18 protein-coding genes are annotated in these 16,625 nt (G+C 33.5%); 7 read left to right on the top strand and 11 right to left on the bottom strand.

Annotated elements, in window-relative coordinates:
• Positions 1-99: 99 nt before the first annotated feature.
• From GV828_RS03275 to GV828_RS03250, 6 genes are all read right to left on the bottom strand, one after another.
• Positions 100-1,323, bottom strand: coding sequence for a hypothetical protein (locus GV828_RS03275; protein ID WP_166536047.1), 1,224 nt, complete (start codon positions 1,321-1,323; stop codon positions 100-102).
• Positions 1,324-1,520: 197 nt separating this feature from the next.
• Complete coding sequence (locus GV828_RS03270) at positions 1,521-2,624, bottom strand: PepSY-associated TM helix domain-containing protein (protein ID WP_166536046.1); 1,104 nt, start codon at positions 2,622-2,624, stop codon at positions 1,521-1,523.
• Positions 2,624-5,041 (bottom strand): TonB-dependent siderophore receptor, encoded by a 2,418-nt coding sequence (locus GV828_RS03265; RefSeq protein WP_166536045.1) that lies wholly within the window; start codon positions 5,039-5,041, stop codon positions 2,624-2,626. The genes GV828_RS03270 and GV828_RS03265 overlap by 1 nt, the downstream gene beginning before the upstream one ends.
• A 201-nt stretch (positions 5,042-5,242) precedes the next feature.
• A complete protein-coding gene (locus GV828_RS03260; protein ID WP_166536044.1) occupies positions 5,243-5,800 on the bottom strand; it encodes a DUF4256 domain-containing protein in 558 nt (185 codons plus the stop codon).
• A 15-nt stretch (positions 5,801-5,815) separates the two neighbouring features.
• Positions 5,816-6,205: a DUF1398 domain-containing protein gene (locus tag GV828_RS03255; protein WP_166536043.1), complete on the bottom strand. Its 390-nt coding sequence runs from the start codon at positions 6,203-6,205 to the stop codon at positions 5,816-5,818.
• Between the two features lie 44 nt (positions 6,206-6,249).
• Positions 6,250-6,606 (bottom strand): winged helix-turn-helix transcriptional regulator, encoded by a 357-nt coding sequence (locus tag GV828_RS03250; RefSeq protein WP_166536042.1) that lies wholly within the window; start codon positions 6,604-6,606, stop codon positions 6,250-6,252.
• Between the two features lie 95 nt (positions 6,607-6,701).
• On the opposite strand from GV828_RS03250, the gene GV828_RS03245 reads away from it, so the two are divergent.
• Complete coding sequence (locus GV828_RS03245; protein WP_166536041.1) at positions 6,702-7,301, top strand: NAD(P)H-dependent oxidoreductase; 600 nt, start codon at positions 6,702-6,704, stop codon at positions 7,299-7,301.
• Positions 7,302-7,342: 41 nt separating this feature from the next.
• Here GV828_RS03245 and GV828_RS03240 read toward each other — a convergent pair whose 3' ends face one another.
• The 4 genes from GV828_RS03240 to GV828_RS03225 form a co-directional block, all read right to left on the bottom strand.
• Positions 7,343-7,771 (bottom strand): sensor of ECF-type sigma factor, encoded by a 429-nt coding sequence (locus tag GV828_RS03240; RefSeq protein WP_166536040.1) that lies wholly within the window; start codon positions 7,769-7,771, stop codon positions 7,343-7,345.
• A 4-nt stretch (positions 7,772-7,775) separates the two neighbouring features.
• Complete coding sequence (locus tag GV828_RS03235; RefSeq protein WP_166536039.1) at positions 7,776-8,192, bottom strand: hypothetical protein; 417 nt, start codon at positions 8,190-8,192, stop codon at positions 7,776-7,778.
• A gap of 30 nt (positions 8,193-8,222) precedes the next feature.
• Positions 8,223-8,765, bottom strand: a complete 543-nt coding sequence (locus GV828_RS03230; protein ID WP_166536038.1) for an RNA polymerase sigma factor — start codon at positions 8,763-8,765, stop codon at positions 8,223-8,225.
• A gap of 65 nt (positions 8,766-8,830) precedes the next feature.
• A complete protein-coding gene (locus GV828_RS03225) occupies positions 8,831-9,937 on the bottom strand; it encodes an SRPBCC family protein (RefSeq protein ID WP_166536037.1) in 1,107 nt (368 codons plus the stop codon).
• Between the two features lie 129 nt (positions 9,938-10,066).
• Between GV828_RS03225 and GV828_RS03220 the strand changes: the two genes are divergently transcribed.
• Together GV828_RS03220 and GV828_RS03215 are read left to right on the top strand one after the other, a co-directional pair.
• A complete protein-coding gene (locus tag GV828_RS03220; RefSeq protein ID WP_166536036.1) occupies positions 10,067-12,100 on the top strand; it encodes a dipeptidyl-peptidase 3 family protein in 2,034 nt (677 codons plus the stop codon).
• Between the two features lie 322 nt (positions 12,101-12,422).
• The gene (locus GV828_RS03215; protein WP_166536035.1) at positions 12,423-12,806 is read left to right on the top strand and encodes a pyrophosphohydrolase domain-containing protein; all 384 of its coding nucleotides are present in this window, start codon (positions 12,423-12,425) and stop codon (positions 12,804-12,806) included.
• A gap of 175 nt (positions 12,807-12,981) precedes the next feature.
• Here GV828_RS03215 and GV828_RS03210 read toward each other — a convergent pair whose 3' ends face one another.
• Entirely contained in the window at positions 12,982-14,049 is a 1,068-nt protein-coding gene (locus GV828_RS03210) for a branched-chain amino acid aminotransferase (RefSeq protein ID WP_166536034.1), read from the bottom strand.
• A gap of 291 nt (positions 14,050-14,340) precedes the next feature.
• Here GV828_RS03210 and GV828_RS03205 point away from each other — a divergent pair, with 291 nt between their 5' ends.
• The 4 genes from GV828_RS03205 to mnmD are packed head-to-tail and all read left to right on the top strand — an operon-like array spanning position 14,341 to position 16,583.
• Positions 14,341-14,982, top strand: a complete 642-nt coding sequence (locus GV828_RS03205) for a DUF4920 domain-containing protein (RefSeq protein ID WP_166536033.1) — start codon at positions 14,341-14,343, stop codon at positions 14,980-14,982.
• A 1-nt stretch (position 14,983) separates the two neighbouring features.
• A complete protein-coding gene (locus GV828_RS03200; RefSeq protein ID WP_166536032.1) occupies positions 14,984-15,448 on the top strand; it encodes a hypothetical protein in 465 nt (154 codons plus the stop codon).
• A gap of 8 nt (positions 15,449-15,456) precedes the next feature.
• Positions 15,457-15,921 (top strand): hypothetical protein, encoded by a 465-nt coding sequence (locus tag GV828_RS03195; RefSeq protein WP_166536031.1) that lies wholly within the window; start codon positions 15,457-15,459, stop codon positions 15,919-15,921.
• Positions 15,921-16,583: a tRNA (5-methylaminomethyl-2-thiouridine)(34)-methyltransferase MnmD gene (gene mnmD / locus GV828_RS03190; RefSeq protein ID WP_166536030.1), complete on the top strand. Its 663-nt coding sequence runs from the start codon at positions 15,921-15,923 to the stop codon at positions 16,581-16,583. The genes GV828_RS03195 and mnmD overlap by 1 nt, the downstream gene beginning before the upstream one ends.
• The last annotated feature ends 42 nt before the right edge of the window (positions 16,584-16,625 follow it).

Below are 16,625 nucleotides of genomic sequence, written 5' to 3'. Positions count from 1 at the left end.
GTATTACATTTTTTGGCAGAATTTATTGCTGTAAAAAGCAGCTAAGCAAAAAAGGCGTTTTTTTTTCCAAAAACGCCTTTTCTTTTACATGTTGGTTTACTATCGTCGTGAACCTGAAGTACTATTTTCTCTTGAAGAATTTCCTCGAGATTGGCTTGGAATAGTAGCACGTTGATTGTTTTGAGCTGATCTACTTATATTACTTCTTGCGGGCTGATTACGTTGTGTTCTTGGAGTTACATTTGGTTGCGTAGTTCTTGTCGCTGCTTTTCTTGATGTAGCTTCTACACGGTCGTTACCTGTATTTCTTGTAAGATTAGTATTATTGCTTCTAATCATAGAATTTTCGTTACTACTATCCCTATTTACGCGAGTGGCTTTTTCCGTAGTTAAAGAATTATTTCGTCCAGAATTGTTTCGTCCAGAATTGTTTCGTCCAGAATTGTTTCTAACGGCTTTAGTTTCTACGTTTCTCGTAGTACTTGTTTCGTTGTTGATTATCGCTGTATTTCTAGTTGATGAACCTCTTGTTCCGGTGGCTCTTACAGATTGCGACTCAGCAGTTCTGGTTCCGTTTGTTAGAGTGTTTCTATTTCTGTCTAATTCGTATCTGTTAGTTACATTCGTATTTCGGTTTACAAAAGATCGTTGCGGATTTCTAACCGCATAGCCATCACTTCTTCTCGTTTGGTGCAAGGCAACCGCTCGTGTACTCCTTCTAACGTCAACATAGTTGTAATGGTTGTGAACATTGATATGAACGTGAACATTTCTTCTGTATCTAAAAATTGGATATGGATTCCAAGCATAATAATAAGTTGGATAATAATCCCAATACCAAGGTGAAACATAGGGACGGTAATAATTGGTCCAAAAAATGTTGAAAATAGCAGGTCTTGTTACATAAACCGGCTCATAGATGTAATTGTTTCCGTACATAAAAACATCCCCAACGACTTGTACTTGAACATTGTTATTGCGGTCTCTTTCCACCTCAATTGTAGCCACATCCTGAAACACATCGCGTTCTAAAACCGATTGGATGATAATGAGATGCAAACCATTTTCAGTTGCTTCAATTACTCGTAAATAATCAACTCGGTTATCGCCATTTAAATCAAGGTTTGAAATTTGCATTTTAGGGTCATTCAAGCGTTGCTCAAAATCAGCTAAATCTCTCGAATCTCCAAAAATTGAGGCAACTGCTCTTAAATCAAGATTGTCACTAATATCTGTACTGTTTGCAGTAACCGTAGTTCTATCTTGAGCGTGTATTGTAAAAAATGCAAGTAATAGTGCTAAAAAAGTATATTTGGTTTTCATGATTTCTAAGTTTTTGAGATTTTTTGTAATGGTCTAAAGCGATCGTTTGATAGTCTAAAACCAATATCTGTGCCAAAATCAAATGTCATACAAAAATAATGATCAACTAATTGATAATTAATTTGTTGGGATAAGAAAACGTTTGGTCTTATTTGAATGTTTGATGAATGTAAACACTCATTATACAAGAGAAAAGTTTATTTTTGGTTTTTTTTGAGTTTTTTGTTTTTTCGTCCGTATAAAATTACGAACCCAGTAATTGGTAAAAGTGCCACAAAAAAACTTGCAATAAAAGCGAGTATTTTTCCAGTCAAACCAAAATATTGGCCGGTATGAAGTCCATAATTCATCTCTTGTAATTTCATTCCGGCGCTTTTATTTTCGTAAAGATTTTGCTGAAGTAATTGACCAGAAGTAGGGTGAAATGATAAGTTCGTTTGGTGATCAAAATGCCACGCTTTTGGATATGATCCGGTGATAATAGGATTTTTGTTTCCTTGTTCCCAAACAAAAAACATTTCATCTTCAGGTTTAATGTTCATCGCTGTTTGTAATGCTAAATCTACCGGTGCTTTTACCGAAGCAACAGCTGGCGTAATTCTTATTGCCACATTTTCGTTCGGATAATTTTGACCTAAATTACCTACATAATACAGTCCGTCGTGAACCCAATGGTATGAAAATGAAAGACCAGTAACTGCTATTACAAAAGCTACGACTGAAATGTAAAATCCGGTAACATTATGCCAATCATAATTAACACGTCTCCATTTAGCACTCCATTTAATTTTAAAGCGGTTTTTGAAATCTTTTTTCTTCTTTGGCCACCATAAAATAATTCCCGAAATAAGCATAACGATGAAAATTATCGTGGAGATTCCTACCACTTGTTTCCCAATTTCGGGTGGAAATAGAAGATGCATATGAATATTTTCAATAATAGTAAAAAAGTCTTTTTCAACATCTTCTTCGCCTAAAAATACTCCAGAGTAAGGATTGTAATAAAAGCGGTAAGACCTATGATTTAAACTTCCATAGACAATTGCAGATCTATCTTTTCCATAAAAAATTACCATTTCTGTAGTGGCACCAGAGAATAATTTTTTTGTTTTTTGCTGCAGATAGGAAGGAGGCACATAATCATGGACTTCTATTGATACTTTCCGATAAGATCTTGTGGCATCTTTTATTTCATCGTGAAAACAATAAATACAACCTGTTATACTCACAATAAACACAATAAGCCCGGAAAGTAATCCGAGCCATTTGTGTAAAAAACGAATATTTTTTTTAAAACTCATTAAAATTTGTAAGCCACGCTTCCCATAAATGTTCTTGGAGCCTGTACGTTAGTAGTAGTATAACCGCCATTGAAATATAATTCATCTGTTAAGTTATTTACTTTAAATGAAAATCTGTATTTTGGCTGGTCATAATAAAGTGCTGCATTCATTACAAAATATTCAGGTAAATAATAGGTTTCTACATTTGCAGGATTTCCATCGGCCGAAGGATTTTGGTTATAAACATAATTTTTACTGCCGTAATTTCCGCCAAATCCAAATCCTAAACCTCTTAGTGATGTATCTTGTAAACTGTAGTTTACCCAATAATTAATCATATTTTCGGGTCCTGCAGTTTCTGGTCGAAGTCCTTGAACTCTTTGGTCGTTTACCTTGTTCAATTTGCTGTTGTTGTGTGCAAAACCAAAAATAAAGTTTAATCCAGGAATTGGGTTAGAAGTTATTTCTGCTTCAAAACCTTTGCTGGTTTGATTGCCATCTTGAACGTTAATTCCTGGAGCTGTTGAAGCGCGAACAATATTTTCAACGTTGATGTTATAATAACTTAACGAGGCACTCAAACGGTTGTTAAATGCATTAATTTTTACACCTGCTTCAAACTGGTTTGCTGTTTCGGGTTTAAAAGTTTCAGTAGCTCCTGGATTTGTATTCATTACATTTTTAAAACTGTTTTGGTAATTTCCAAATAATGAAATTTGATCTTTTAATACTTGGATTACAGCCCCAAATTTTGGAGAAAGCGCATTTTGTGAAAATGCTCCACTCGTAGTATTATTAGTTGGATTATAAATACCATGGTTTTCAAAATGATCAAAGCGCAATGCCGCCGAAAGCAAAATATTTTCTGTTACATTAATAACATCGGCCAAATAAGCACTATAAGTTGTTAAAGAACTGTGAGTGATGGCTTGGGTTCCTTGAGCGAAAAGTGCTTCGGCATTTGTAGGGTTAAAATCATAATAATTAGGTACCTCACCAGAATAGTTGATGGTGTCAAATGTCCAAAAAGTAGGTAAATATCCAATTGCCGCTTTGGTTTCTAATCTATAAATATCTCCTCCTGCAAGAAACCTGTTTTTTAAACCAAGGACATTAAATTCGCCATTAAAATTTTGTTGAAATTCTACAATGTTGTCTCTTCCATCGATATTCCAAACATTTCTTTCCATGGTATTATTCGGCAATAAATAAAACCATGTTTGTGGACCAAAAGATTGATTCGAACTGGTACTAAAAACCGTGCTCGATTTCCAATTATCGTTTATTATATAATCTGCTTGCGCAAAAACATTAGCGGTTTTAGTATTCATCATAAATTCTCCACCAGTAAATGAACGTTTCCAATCCATTTGAATTTCGCTTGCATTTGAAAGACCTAAAGTACTTGGAGTTTGTCCCCAATGCAAATAAACCAATGGCATTGATGAGGCATCTACATTTGAAAGTTCAGCATCAATTGATAAGGTAAATCTGTCGTTTACTTTATATATAAAAGAAGGTGCGACAAAAAAACTTCTTGTTTTTCCAAAATCTTGAAATGTATTACTGTTATTATATGCGCCATTTACGCGAAGCAACGCTGTTTGATCACTATTCAACGCTGTGTTTACATCGGCAGTAATGCGGTTTAACCCGTAGCTTCCCGCTTGATATGAAATTTCTCCACCAAAATTTTCGTGAGGTTTTTTAGTAACGCGGTTTATTAATCCACCATAAGAAGTTAAAAGACTTCCAAAAAGTGTGGCAGACGGGCCTTTAATGGCTTCTAACCTTTCTAAATTTGAGGCATCAACATTATTGGTAATTTTTCCTGCTATTCCGTTTCTCAATAAACTTTGAGTGACGAATCCTCGCGAAGCAAATAAAGATCCGCCGTCTCCTGTTCTTCCTGTTGCTGCCCAAATTTGATACAATCCCGGAACATTTTTTAATGCTTCATCTTGACTTGTAATTAATTGATCTTTCATCAATTCTTTAGTTACAACATTATAAACCGATGCATTTTCTAAATTCTTTATCGGCATTCTAGAAACATATTCACTTTCTGTTTTTGTGTATCTGTTATAATACGTTTCAATAAAAATTTCGTTTAATTGTTCGCTGTTTGAAAGCAGTTTTTCGGTTGGGATTTCCGTAGTTTGATTTTCAAATACGCTGATACTAACTTCTTTAGATTTATACCCTAAGATGGAAAAGCGTATAAAGTAGTTTCCAGTAGTAATATTTTTGAACTCAAATTCGCCATTAGCGTTCGTTTGCGTAACGTACTTGGGCGAAATTAAAGTAACTTGAACTTTTTCGAGAGGAAAATTTTCGGAATCAGTAATTTTTCCAATAACTGTACCCGTATTTTGGGCTGTAAGAATAACACTATAAAAGACTGCGATTAGTACTAATTTAAATTGCTTACTCATTTGAGATAAATTGGTTTAACAAGGGTTTTGTTTTTTTTTGCAAAGGTATTGTTAAACCAAATTCAGTCAAAGTTTATTTAGAATAAATATAAATTAAAAAATGCGATTTATGAATTCAATTGAATTTTTAAAGTTTTAATTTAAAATTTTAAAACTAAGTCTCGAAAAACAGAAAACTATTTAAAAATAGTCTAAATTAAATTATATTTTTAGAATGCCTCTAAAACCTCGTGCAGCATAATAAGAATCTGCACCGTTGTGGTACGTAAAAACTGAATCATAACGCCTGTCACAGAAAAGGGCACCACCTAATTTTCTTATATTTTCAGGAGTGGCAATCCAGCTTGAGGTTTTTAAATCAAATTTCCCTAAATTTTGAAGTATTCGATATTGCTCTTCATCTAAAATTTCAATTCCCATTTGCTTCGCCATTTCCATCGCATTTGTGGCTGGCTTATTGAGTTTTCTCCCGTCGAGTGCTTTTTGGTCAAAACAACAACTTCTTCTATTTTTTGGAGTTTCGGCGGAACAATCCACAAAAAAATAATCATTTGCGTTAGCATCTAAAACCACTAAATCTGGTTCGCCTCCCGAAATTTCCATTTGAAATAATGACCATAATTTTTCAGGATTTGCTTTCAATTTTGTAACAATATCATCCCAATTTATTCTAGGATGACGATCCATATTTTCCTGAAATCTTTCGTATAAAACAGCTAACAAATCATTGGTTTCTGATGAAGAAAGTTGTTTTTTCATGGGCAAAAGATAAATTTACTGTGGAATATTTTCTACTAAAATAGTATTTTTTTGCGAGTCAAAATAAGTGCAAGTCATTTCGTTTAAGTCAAGTACCCATTTTTCAATACCTGACTTTGCACAATCATTACAAAACGTGATGAAATCAGTATTACCTTGTTGATGTAATTTTAAATCTGCTTTAAATTGTTCAGAATTAGTGATTTCCGAAATTTTTAGCACATCATATTTTGCTTCCCCAACTTGCTGATAATCATTTGTTCCAAAATATTCCGAACGACCATCAGTAACAAAATATTGGTAACCCGTAACGCCCAAATTTTTTATTTCCCGAACGTATGCCGGAAAATCTGCCCCGGATTTAACCTTTGAATGTGCGTCTTTAATTTGTAGAATAGTAAACATTTATTTTTATTTTATAGGACAAAGTTAATTCAACTGCTACACATTTAACTACTTCGAAGTTCTTTTATTTTATTAGAATGAGTTTGTGCCAAAATCCCCCATTCGGCAATACTTTTTAAAACCGGGATCAATGATTTTCCAAAATCGGTCAAACTATAATCTACCGTCAATGGTGGTTTTTCTGTAAAAACTTGGCGTAAAATTAAACCATCTTCTTCCAATTGTTTCAGTTGTAAACTCAAAGTTCGTTCTGTAATAGTAGGAATCATCTTTCGCAATTCGCTGTACCTTTGAGTCTTTTTTGCCAAATGTATTAAAATAACGGCTTTCCACTTACCGCCAATAAATCGCATAGTCACGCTCGTACTACATGGAAAATTTTTATCATCTATTGTAAACATTGTACTATCATTTTTAACCGTTATTGCAAATGTAAATAACTATACTTACTTTTGCAACTATAAAAATGATAGTTTAATAAAATTACTTTAAAAAAATGACTTTTTTACAATCAATGCAGTTGCGATATACCACAAAAAAATATGACGCAACCAAGAAGATACCCTCTGAAAAAATTGATCAATTGGCAGAAATCCTGCTTTTAACTCCATCTTCAATCAACAGCCAACCTTGGAAATTTGTGATTATTTCCGATGAAAATTTAAAAGCAGCATTAGCCGAAGCTTCCATGTTCAATAAAGAAAAAATCAATCAGGGAAGCCATTTGGTAGTCTTAAATGTTATCGATGATTTAGAACTATTCGAAAAACAAGTTGCCGAAAATTTACCAGAAGGCGCTTTAAATTATTATAAAACTTTTATCAAGCCTTTAGGCGAAGAACACGCTAAAATCTGGATGTCGCGTCAAGTTTACATTGCATTGGGAATATTATTAAGTGCTACCGCAAACATGGAAATTGATTCTACGCCAATGGAAGGGATTGAACCCGAAAAATACAAACAAATTTTAGGTTTAGAAGGTTATCAGCCTTTAGTAGCTGTGGCTTTAGGAGCTAGAGATAATGATGATTCAAACCAACCTAATGTTAGGCCAAAATCGAGAATTGGTCGAGAAACAATTGTAGAAATCCGCTAAAAAAAAAGAAACCCGTTTCAACTTTGAAACGGGTTTCTTTTTTAATCTTTCTTTTTATATTGACGAAGCAGTTTCCTGTTAAAGTCATCTTCTGCTTTTTTTAATTTTAAAATTTTTAGCGGGCTAATCACATTCCTCAAATTTGTCATCAATTTTTTTCTATTTTGGTACAAATCGTCGTCAATTTGCTGCATTTCGCTCAATAAATTTTGCGCTTCTTTTTCCGAAAGCTGGTCAGCATTTGCCAATTTTTTTCCTAAAGGTCGCATTTTTTTGTGCCGAAGTTCGAATTGCTCATTGTCGTAAGCATTGTAAATAGGCCAAAATTTTGACGACTCATCAGACGTAAGCGATAATTCTGATGTGATGAAAGCAGTTTTTAACGACTTAATTTGTTCTCTTTTGCTGTCATTTTGCCCAAAAGAAACTATGTTTAACATCAACAATATAAACGTAATATAATTTTTCATAATTTTATTCGGATAAATAATTTTCGATATAATTGCTTTCAGCAAGGTAATTTTCTGCTGAAGATTCATCTATTGCCAAAAGTTCATTTTCTAACGCATAAATATCAGCGTCATTTAACTGTTCGATGATTTCGTATTGGCTCAAATTGCTTTGTTCGGCTAAATAATTTTCGATGGTAACATCAGTAATTTCTGGATTAGCCAATTGTTGAAATGTAACTGTTAATGCCAAAGCAACAGCGGTAAGCGATGCGGCAACGGCAAAAATTTTGGCTTTATTTTTTTGAAAAAATGAAATTACCGGAACCTCTTTTTGCCCGTCAATTTGTTCCAAAATGCGCCGTTCTAACGACAAAAAGTAATCGTCAGGAACGGAAAATCCGCCTTTAATTTTGGGGTCTTTTTCTAAATCAATTTTCATATTGGTAAGACTATTTTTTGGTAAAATGGTTTAATGGGTTAACAAAAATTCTTCAATTTTTTTCACGGCATGGTGATAAGAAGCTTTCAATGCTCCAACCGAAGTACCTAAAATTTCGGACATTTCCTCGTATTTTAATTCTTCAAAATATTTCATTTTAAAAACCAGTTGCTGTTTCTCTGGAAGTTTGGTAATGGCTTTCTGAAGTTTTAAAGCAATTTCATCACCTTCAAAATAAATATCAGCTGGTAATTTTTCAATTTCTTTCTCTAAATATTCACCGTTAGAAATGCCGTTTCGTTTGGCTTTCGCCGAAATAAAATCAATGGCTTCATTGGTGGCAATGCGATAAATCCACGAAAAAAGTTTACTATCACCTTTAAAATTTGGCAAGTGTCGAAAAACTTTTATAAACGTGTTTTGAATGACATCGTCAGCATCATCATGGTTCAAAACGATGTTTCTAACGTGATAATAAAGTGGTTTTTGGTAATCACGAACGAGTTGCGCAAATGCAGTTTCCCGCGTTTCCGGATGCATCAATTTTGCGATAAAATCTTTCTCGTTAACCAACTCTTTTTTTCTTATTGGACTAAAGTTAATCGATTTGGTTTAATTTAAAATTTTATTTGCAAAAATTATTCAGTTGGAGTAGTTACCATTGGTGCTGGAACAACTACGGGTTGAGGTTTTGGTGTAGGTTTTACAACGGTTTGATTTTGAGCTGGTTGATTACCGGTAGCTACAAAAATTTCGGTTTCCCATTTTGACGGGCTTTTTATTTCCGAAGCTGATTTTTTATACACTTCAATTATTGGAAAGGCTAAATTTTGCTGTAAATTATTTTTTCTAATGTGGTTAATGGTTTCCATTTTGGCTTCCGCCAAGTGTGAATAATCTCCATACAAAGTGGTTTTCACGGCTTGATAAGGCGCTAAATTTCCGCTAAAATAATCACTTCCCGGAGCGGTGTAAATTTCATCGGGCATGGGCAAACATACCGAAATGGTGTTTGTGTTTTCGGTACGATTGACTTCATGATAAATTACAAATGGACTTCCCGTTAATTTAATTTGGTTTTCCTTAAAAAACAACATCATTTTTGCTGTAATCAAACTAATGTTTTTTTGTGTTTCATCAATTTTACAAGTAATTTTTTGTTGGAAATACCAGCCACCCGTTTTTTGAACCACGCCATTAACCTTAATATTATAAGTGTTAATCTCGTGGGTAATAATTTTGTCCAATTTTTTTAGCGATCGTTGGTAAACCGAACCAATCATTTTCTCGGCACCACCATCAAGTAACGCTAAAACTTTTGCTTTAAAAGTTAACTTTCCTTTAGAATACCAAGTCACTTTAGTTCCACCAACGGTATCTTTAAACGTAAAATAAGTTTGCACTTTTTCACCCGAAATAATACTTTTTTGGGCAATACTGTCATTTTCCTTTTCAAAAACCGTTATGGTTTCACCATCATTTGCCGAACTTTTCCAAGAATATTTTGCCCCTTTTCCAATAGTTGTATCGCCAAAAATAAATTGCATGGAACGATCATCATCTTTCCAAACGCCAAATTCTTCCCAGTTTCTCAAGTCATTTACGTAGCTGAAAACCACATTTTTTTTGACATGTATTACGGCTGATTGTTTCACTTCAAATTCATTTTTTTGAGTGGCCACAAAAACCACCGCACCAATGACCAACAATAGAATTAAAAGCAACAAATATTTTAAAATTCGCATAAATGAAAAAGTGTTTTGTGTTACAAAAGTACAAAATTTAGGGCAAGAATTGTGGTTTTGAACAATTTTGCGTTCAAATCAAAAATCCTATATTTGCTTTCTAACTTTTTAAAAAATTAAATAAATAACATGAATTTACGAAATTTCGCCGCTGTTTTTTTGGCTGGAGCTTTGCTGTCTTCTTGCGGAAAAAATAATGATGAAGCGGGAGTTGTTGGCTCAAACTCAAACGAATTTGAGTATGAAGTAGAGCAATTTGCGGATATAAAAGTTTTACGATATCAAATTCCGGGTTGGGAAAAATTAACCCTTAAGGAACAAAAATTGGTGTATTATCTTACACAAGCCGGGATGGCAGGTCGCGATATTCATTGGGACCAAAATTACAAACACAATTTATCAATAAGAAAAGCCTTAGAAAGTATTTACCAAAATTACGAAGGCGATAAAAATACTGAAGATTGGAAAAATTTTGAAACCTACTTAAAACGTGTTTGGTTTTCTAACGGAATCCACCATCATTATTCTTCGGATAAAATTAAACCTGCGTTTTCAAAAGCGTATTTTAATACTTTGCTTTCCGAAACTAAAACTACCTTATCACCCGAAATCGTGGAAATTTTGTTCAATGACAAAGATGCAAAAAAGGTAAATTTGGATGAATCCAAAGGTTTACTTGCCGGTTCTGCCGTGAATTTTTACGAAGATGGAATTACAGATGCCGAAGCCGAAGCATTCTACAAAACTAAAAAAAGTGCTGATCCGGCTCGTCCGGTTTCTTTCGGATTAAATTCTAAATTGGTGAAAAATGCTTCCGGGCAAATTGAAGAAAAAGTGTGGAAAAGTGGCGGAATGTACGGTGCTGCAATCGACAAAATTATTTTTTGGCTCGAAAAAGCACAATCCGTTGCTGAAAATAAAAAACAAGGTGATGCAATTGGATTGTTAATTCAATACTATAAAACCGGAGATTTAAAAATTTGGGATGATTATAACATCGCTTGGACAGAAGCTACCGAAGGTAACATCGATTACATCAACGGTTTTGTGGAAGTTTACAATGATCCGTTAGGTTATAGAGGTTCGTACGAATCTGTGGTGCAAATTAAAGATTTTGACATGTCCGAAAAAATGGCGGTTATCTCTAAAAATGCACAATGGTTTGAAGATAATTCTACTTTAATGCCTGAACATAAAAAGAAAAATGTAGTTGGCGTATCTTACAAAGTGGTAGTTGTTGCAGGAGAATCAGGAGATTCTTCACCAAGTACGCCAATTGGTGTGAATTTGCCAAATGCCGATTGGATTCGAGCAGAACATGGTTCAAAGTCCGTTTCTTTAGGAAATATTGTGGAAGCTTACAATAATTCGGGTGGTTCAGATCGTTTGAAAGAATTTGCCCACGATGAGGAAGAAATTAAATTGCAGGAAAAATATGGCGAACTTTCTGACAAATTACATACGGCTTTGCACGAGGTAATTGGCCATGCTTCCGGGCAAATTAATCCTGGAGTTGGAACGCCTAAAGAAACCTTGAAAAGTTATGCTTCAACTTTGGAAGAGGGAAGAGCAGATTTAGTGGGATTATATTATTTGTACAATCCAAAATTGCAAGAATTAGGTTTGGTGGATGATTGGAAAAAAATCGGGATGACGGCTTACGACGGTTACATCCGAAATGGTTTGATGACACAATTAATTCGTTTGGAACCTGGAGCAAATATCGAAGAGGCACACATGAGAAACCGTCAATGGGTTAGTGCTTGGGTTTTTGAAAAAGGAAAAAAAGACAATGTGATTGAGAAAGTAATCCGTAATGGAAAAACATATTTTAATGTGACCAATTACGAAAAATTACACCAACTTTTTGGGGAATTGTTGAAAGAAACCCAACGCATCAAATCCGAAGGTGATTTTGCAGCAGCAAAGGCTTTGGTGGAAAATTATGGTGTAAAAGTGGATCAAAAAATCCATAAAGAAGTTCTCGAACGAAACAAAAAGTTTAAATCAGCGCCTTACAGCGGATTTGTAAATCCGGTGATTGTTCCAAAAACGGACAAAAACGGCGAGATTGTTTCTTTTGAAATTCAACAGCCAAAAACTTTTGCAGAGCAAATGCTTTATTACTCCAAAAATTATGGTTTTTTACCAACAGAAAATTAATTTTTAATTTCAATTCAAACGCCTCGATTTAATTGGGGCGTTTTTTTTATCCAATAAAATCAGTGCTTCAAATAAACTTTTATCACAAAAAGAAGTCCGATAAAAACTAGAAATCCTAACAAAACTAAATAGCTTTTTTTGTAAAAAACCTGATGTAATTTTAAATCTTTTCGGTAAGCATAAATCATTGCGATTACAAAAGCTACAACAAAAAAAGCAGCAAAAACGAGTTGTCCGGAGGTAAACATGGTATTTTTTTTGCAAAATTAATCAATTGTAATCTAAAGATAACTATTTTGCACATTATTAAAATTGATAATTTATGCAAAAGCAACTTAACGCAGTTAAAGAATTTCACGACACTTTTGGCTTAGGTTCCAGCGAATTTCCGATGGGAAGTTTAGGCGAAAGAAAAAACTTACTTCGTTATAATTTAATGAAAGAAGAAAATGAAGAATACTTGGAAGCCGTTCAAAATAATGATATTGTAGAAATTGCCGACGCTTTGGGAGACATGCTTTACATTTTGTGCGGAACAATTATCGAACACGGTTTGCAACACAAAATTGAAGCCGTTTTTGATGAAATTCAACGCAGCAACATGAGTAAATTAGGTGAAGACGGAAAACCAATCTATCGCGAAGACGGCAAGGTTATCAAAGGTCCAAATTATTTTAAACCTGACTTTTCAGTTATTTTGAAGTAAAATCTTTTTTCAGAGTTTACGTGATTTCTATAATTTTAAGATAGAAAAATCTCTCACAAAAAAAATTGTGTTTAAAAATAAATGCCACAGATTATAAGACTTTAAAGACTGGAAAAATCTTTTTAATCCTTAATCTCTGGCAAAATTTTATATCCTAAATCTAAAATCCTAAATCTTATATCTTCACCGTCCAATTAAAAATGTCTTCATCATTTTTATATTGAATGTTGGTTAGCTTTTGTTTCAATTGTAATGCCATTGATTGCTCCAGTTTTGGTAATTCGTGGTATTCATTTTTGTACGAAAAACCCACAATGGGGTTGATGACCGCTGCCGTTCCTGCTCCAAAAATTTCCTTTAAAGTGCCATTTTTAGCAGCTTCAATTAATTCCGAAACCAAAACCGAGCGTACTTCTACTTTGATTCCCAAATGTTCAGCTAGAGTAATTATACTTTTTCGGGTAACGCCATCTAAAATCCTTTCACTTGTTGGCGCTGTGAAAAGTGTATCGTTAATTCTAAAAAAAACATTCATCGTTCCGGCTTCCTCCAGTTTTGTATGCGTGGCATCGTCAGTCCATATAATTTGTTGAAAACCTTGATCATTGGCTAACTTGGTGGGATAAAATTGAGCAGAATAATTTCCGGCGGCTTTTGTAGCACCAATTCCGCCATTTGCGGCACGACTATAATGTTCGGCAATAACTACTTTTACTTCACCAGAATAATATGATTTTGCCGGCGATAAAATAATCATGAAACGATAATTATTGGATGGAGCTGCAACAACACCAGTTCCAGTTGCTATCATAAATGGACGGATGTACAAACTGTTTCCCAAACCTTTTTTTACCCAATTTTTTTCAATGTTTAATAGTTTTTTTAAACCATTGATAAAAACATTTTCGGGAACTTCTGGCATTGCCATTCTTGTTGCAGAAGCATTGAATCTTTTAAAATTTTCATCCGGACGAAAAAGCCAAACATCATCATATTCATCTTTGTAAGCTTTCATTCCTTCGAAAATAGCTTGACCGTAATGAAAAACTTTAGAAGAAGGATCGATTAAAAACGGTTCGTAAGGTTTAATCACAGGATTTTGCCAGTTTCCATCTTTAAAATCGCAAACTAACATGTGATCAGTGAAAATATTTCCAAAAGCGAGGTTTTCAAAATCTACAGTATCAATTTTACTACTTTTTGCCTTAACTATATCGATTTCGAAAGGAGTATGATCAGTCATTCGTTATAATGAGTTTTCTTAAAGTGTTATCAATTAATTGGTTAGACTTTTTTGCTGGCAAAACACAATAACTGGATAACATTTTGCTAAATTAGTAAAAAATGTTACGTTTCATTAAAATCCAAAAGATAGTTGCAAAGAATTATTTAGCTAGCAATAATTTTCTCTTAATTTATAATTTTCTCGTCAACAAGTTTTATAGATTTTCCAAAAAAATATTGCAGTTATAATCGGTTTCTAGAGAATTCTACTATTTTTGCAACTATATACACATTTAAATAGTCAATATTTATGAAAAAGACATTGTTTTTTGCGGTAGCTCTAGCTTCATTTTTCGCTTGCGCTGATAAAAATAAAGAAGCAAATTCGCCAGAAGAAAAGATAGAAAGTGTAAATGACACTATATCAAGGACTGAAACTGATACAGTTGTTTGGGTAAAAGATCATGCTTCAACTGAATTAAAAAATGAGAAAGAAGAAGATGCTACAGAATTAAAAGTAACCGCTTCCAATGATCTTAAAGTTGACTATGCTTCTTTTGGAAATAAAATTTCAAAAGAAAAAGCGTTGACATCGCAACAAATGATTGACAAATATAAATCGCTAAAATCTGGCGATACCGTATCCATTAAATTTAAGTCTAAAATAAAGTCAGTATGTAAGAAAAAAGGCTGCTGGATGAAATTAGAACTTCCGGCAGCAAATGAATCATTTGTGCGTTTTAAAGATTACGGATTTTTTGTACCTCTCAATGCAGACGAAGGTAATCATGAAGCAATTGTAAGCGGAAAAGCATTTCTTACCGAGACTACTGTGGCAGAATTAAAACATTACGCAAAAGACGGCGGTAAATCTCAAGCAGAAATTGATAAAATTACCCAACCAAAATTCACTTATGCGTTTTTAGCAGATGGTGTTTTAATAAGCAAATAATATGAAGTTTAACTTTGTTTTAGCTTTCTTAGCTGGTACTTTTTTCGTACTTTCATGTAATAAAAATGATGCTACAAAAAAAAATCCTGCACAGGAAAAAACTGCGGTTAAAGACACGGTTTCTTCGGGTTTTGAAATGTATGAAATGTCAGAAATGGCAGCTTTAATGGAGCAGATGTATGTTGATAACCAAAGGCTTAAAAATCAAATTTCGAAAGGTGATACGATAGGTCAGTTTCCGCAACATTTTCTAGAAATACACGAACGAAGCATGACCGATGAGAGTGAGAACGACGCTTTTTTTAAAAAACAAGCCGCTATTTTTATTGACGCACAAGAAAAAATTTATAAAGATCCTAAAAACGCAAAATTACATTTTAACAGCGCCATATCAGCTTGCGTAAGTTGTCACGAAGTAAAATGTACAGGACCTATACCGAGAATTAAAAAATTATATATAGAATAAAATCAATAATGAAAAAAGACATTAAAATTGCTAAAAAACGAAATAACGCTCTTGAAATTGTATGGATTGCGGTCATTCTGCTAGCTTTAATTATATTTTTTAGCTCCCAATTTGGACTTCAGGATTTCGTGAACGGCACGGTGACGATTAATGTCAAGGAAAAAGAAATTTTACTGCCTAAATTTTTTATGTTTTTTTTCGTAGGTACACTTACATTTTTCATCATATATAGTTTAAAAAGTGTCATTGACAAATTTTCTAATGCGATTGCAAATACCATTTTATTGGTGTCAATTATCTTTTTTGTTGCCGTATTGACCTATGTCACGGCATTTGATATAATGGCTTCTAAAGAATTAAATGCAGGTTCCTATTTGATTGATCCAATTTATTTTGTTATAATTCAAATGTTTCTCGTATGTCTATTTGGATACGTTATTCAAAGAAAAACACTTCTAAAGTTTAATATTTAATGAAAAGAGAAATCATTCAAACGGCAGATGGGTCCCAAACGATTTATATGCCAGATTTGGATGAAACCTATCATTCGCGTCATGGAGCAATCCAGGAAGCGAAACATGTATTCATTAAAAATGGGCTTTCTATCTTACAAGGGAAGCCTATATCAATTTTAGAAATTGGTTTTGGAACTGGCTTGAATGCCTTTATCACTTTTTTAGAAACTATAAAGTCTGCACAAAAAATTAATTATGTGGGAATTGAAGCTTTTCCAATAACTCCTGAAGATGCCATGCAAATGAAATATTCCCATGCTTTGAATGCTGGCGAATTTGCCGAAATTTTTTTAGAAATGCACACTTGTTTATGGAATGAGAAAATAAATTTAGGCAACCATTTTTCATTTGAAAAAAAGAAAATAAAATTTCAGGAAATTGATTTTCAATCACAGTTTGATTTAATTTACTTTGACGCTTTTGGCTACAATGTTCAACCGGAATTATGGAATGAAGCCATTTTTGAACAAATGTTTTTAGCATTAAAAAATAACGGAATTTTAGTCACATACGCTTGCAGAACTCCAATCATTACAGCTATGAAATCCAGCGGATTTATGGTAGAAAAATTAGCCGGACCACCTGGAAAAAGAGAAATGTTAAGAGCTTATAAAAGGTAAAATTTTTTTTATAATGTTAAATGTTTAAATTTTTAGATTTAG

The organism is Flavobacterium ichthyis (assembly GCF_009915155.1).
Classification (GTDB): domain Bacteria; phylum Bacteroidota; class Bacteroidia; order Flavobacteriales; family Flavobacteriaceae; genus Flavobacterium; species Flavobacterium ichthyis.
The sequence above is the reverse complement of the archived record's forward strand: the minus strand, read 5'-3'. Positions and strand labels throughout refer to the sequence as shown.

What these genes read in the sequence shown, in the direction of transcription:
- GV828_RS03275 (WP_166536047.1), bottom strand. Translation starts at nt 1,323, where the DNA reads ATGAAAACCAAATATACTTTTTTAGCACTATTACTTGCATTTTTTACA.
- GV828_RS03270 (WP_166536046.1), bottom strand. Translation starts at nt 2,624, where the DNA reads ATGAGTTTTAAAAAAAATATTCGTTTTTTACACAAATGGCTCGGATTA.
- GV828_RS03265 (WP_166536045.1), bottom strand. Translation starts at nt 5,041, where the DNA reads ATGAGTAAGCAATTTAAATTAGTACTAATCGCAGTCTTTTATAGTGTT.
- GV828_RS03260 (WP_166536044.1), bottom strand. Translation starts at nt 5,800, where the DNA reads ATGAAAAAACAACTTTCTTCATCAGAAACCAATGATTTGTTAGCTGTT.
- GV828_RS03255 (WP_166536043.1), bottom strand. Translation starts at nt 6,205, where the DNA reads ATGTTTACTATTCTACAAATTAAAGACGCACATTCAAAGGTTAAATCC.
- GV828_RS03250 (WP_166536042.1), bottom strand. Translation starts at nt 6,606, where the DNA reads ATGTTTACAATAGATGATAAAAATTTTCCATGTAGTACGAGCGTGACT.
- GV828_RS03245 (WP_166536041.1), top strand. Translation starts at nt 6,702, where the DNA reads ATGACTTTTTTACAATCAATGCAGTTGCGATATACCACAAAAAAATAT.
- GV828_RS03240 (WP_166536040.1), bottom strand. Translation starts at nt 7,771, where the DNA reads ATGAAAAATTATATTACGTTTATATTGTTGATGTTAAACATAGTTTCT.
- GV828_RS03235 (WP_166536039.1), bottom strand. Translation starts at nt 8,192, where the DNA reads ATGAAAATTGATTTAGAAAAAGACCCCAAAATTAAAGGCGGATTTTCC.
- GV828_RS03225 (WP_166536037.1), bottom strand. Translation starts at nt 9,937, where the DNA reads ATGCGAATTTTAAAATATTTGTTGCTTTTAATTCTATTGTTGGTCATT.
- GV828_RS03220 (WP_166536036.1), top strand. Translation starts at nt 10,067, where the DNA reads ATGAATTTACGAAATTTCGCCGCTGTTTTTTTGGCTGGAGCTTTGCTG.
- GV828_RS03215 (WP_166536035.1), top strand. Translation starts at nt 12,423, where the DNA reads ATGCAAAAGCAACTTAACGCAGTTAAAGAATTTCACGACACTTTTGGC.
- GV828_RS03210 (WP_166536034.1), bottom strand. Translation starts at nt 14,049, where the DNA reads ATGACTGATCATACTCCTTTCGAAATCGATATAGTTAAGGCAAAAAGT.
- GV828_RS03205 (WP_166536033.1), top strand. Translation starts at nt 14,341, where the DNA reads ATGAAAAAGACATTGTTTTTTGCGGTAGCTCTAGCTTCATTTTTCGCT.
- GV828_RS03200 (WP_166536032.1), top strand. Translation starts at nt 14,984, where the DNA reads ATGAAGTTTAACTTTGTTTTAGCTTTCTTAGCTGGTACTTTTTTCGTA.
- GV828_RS03195 (WP_166536031.1), top strand. Translation starts at nt 15,457, where the DNA reads ATGAAAAAAGACATTAAAATTGCTAAAAAACGAAATAACGCTCTTGAA.
- mnmD (WP_166536030.1), top strand. Translation starts at nt 15,921, where the DNA reads ATGAAAAGAGAAATCATTCAAACGGCAGATGGGTCCCAAACGATTTAT.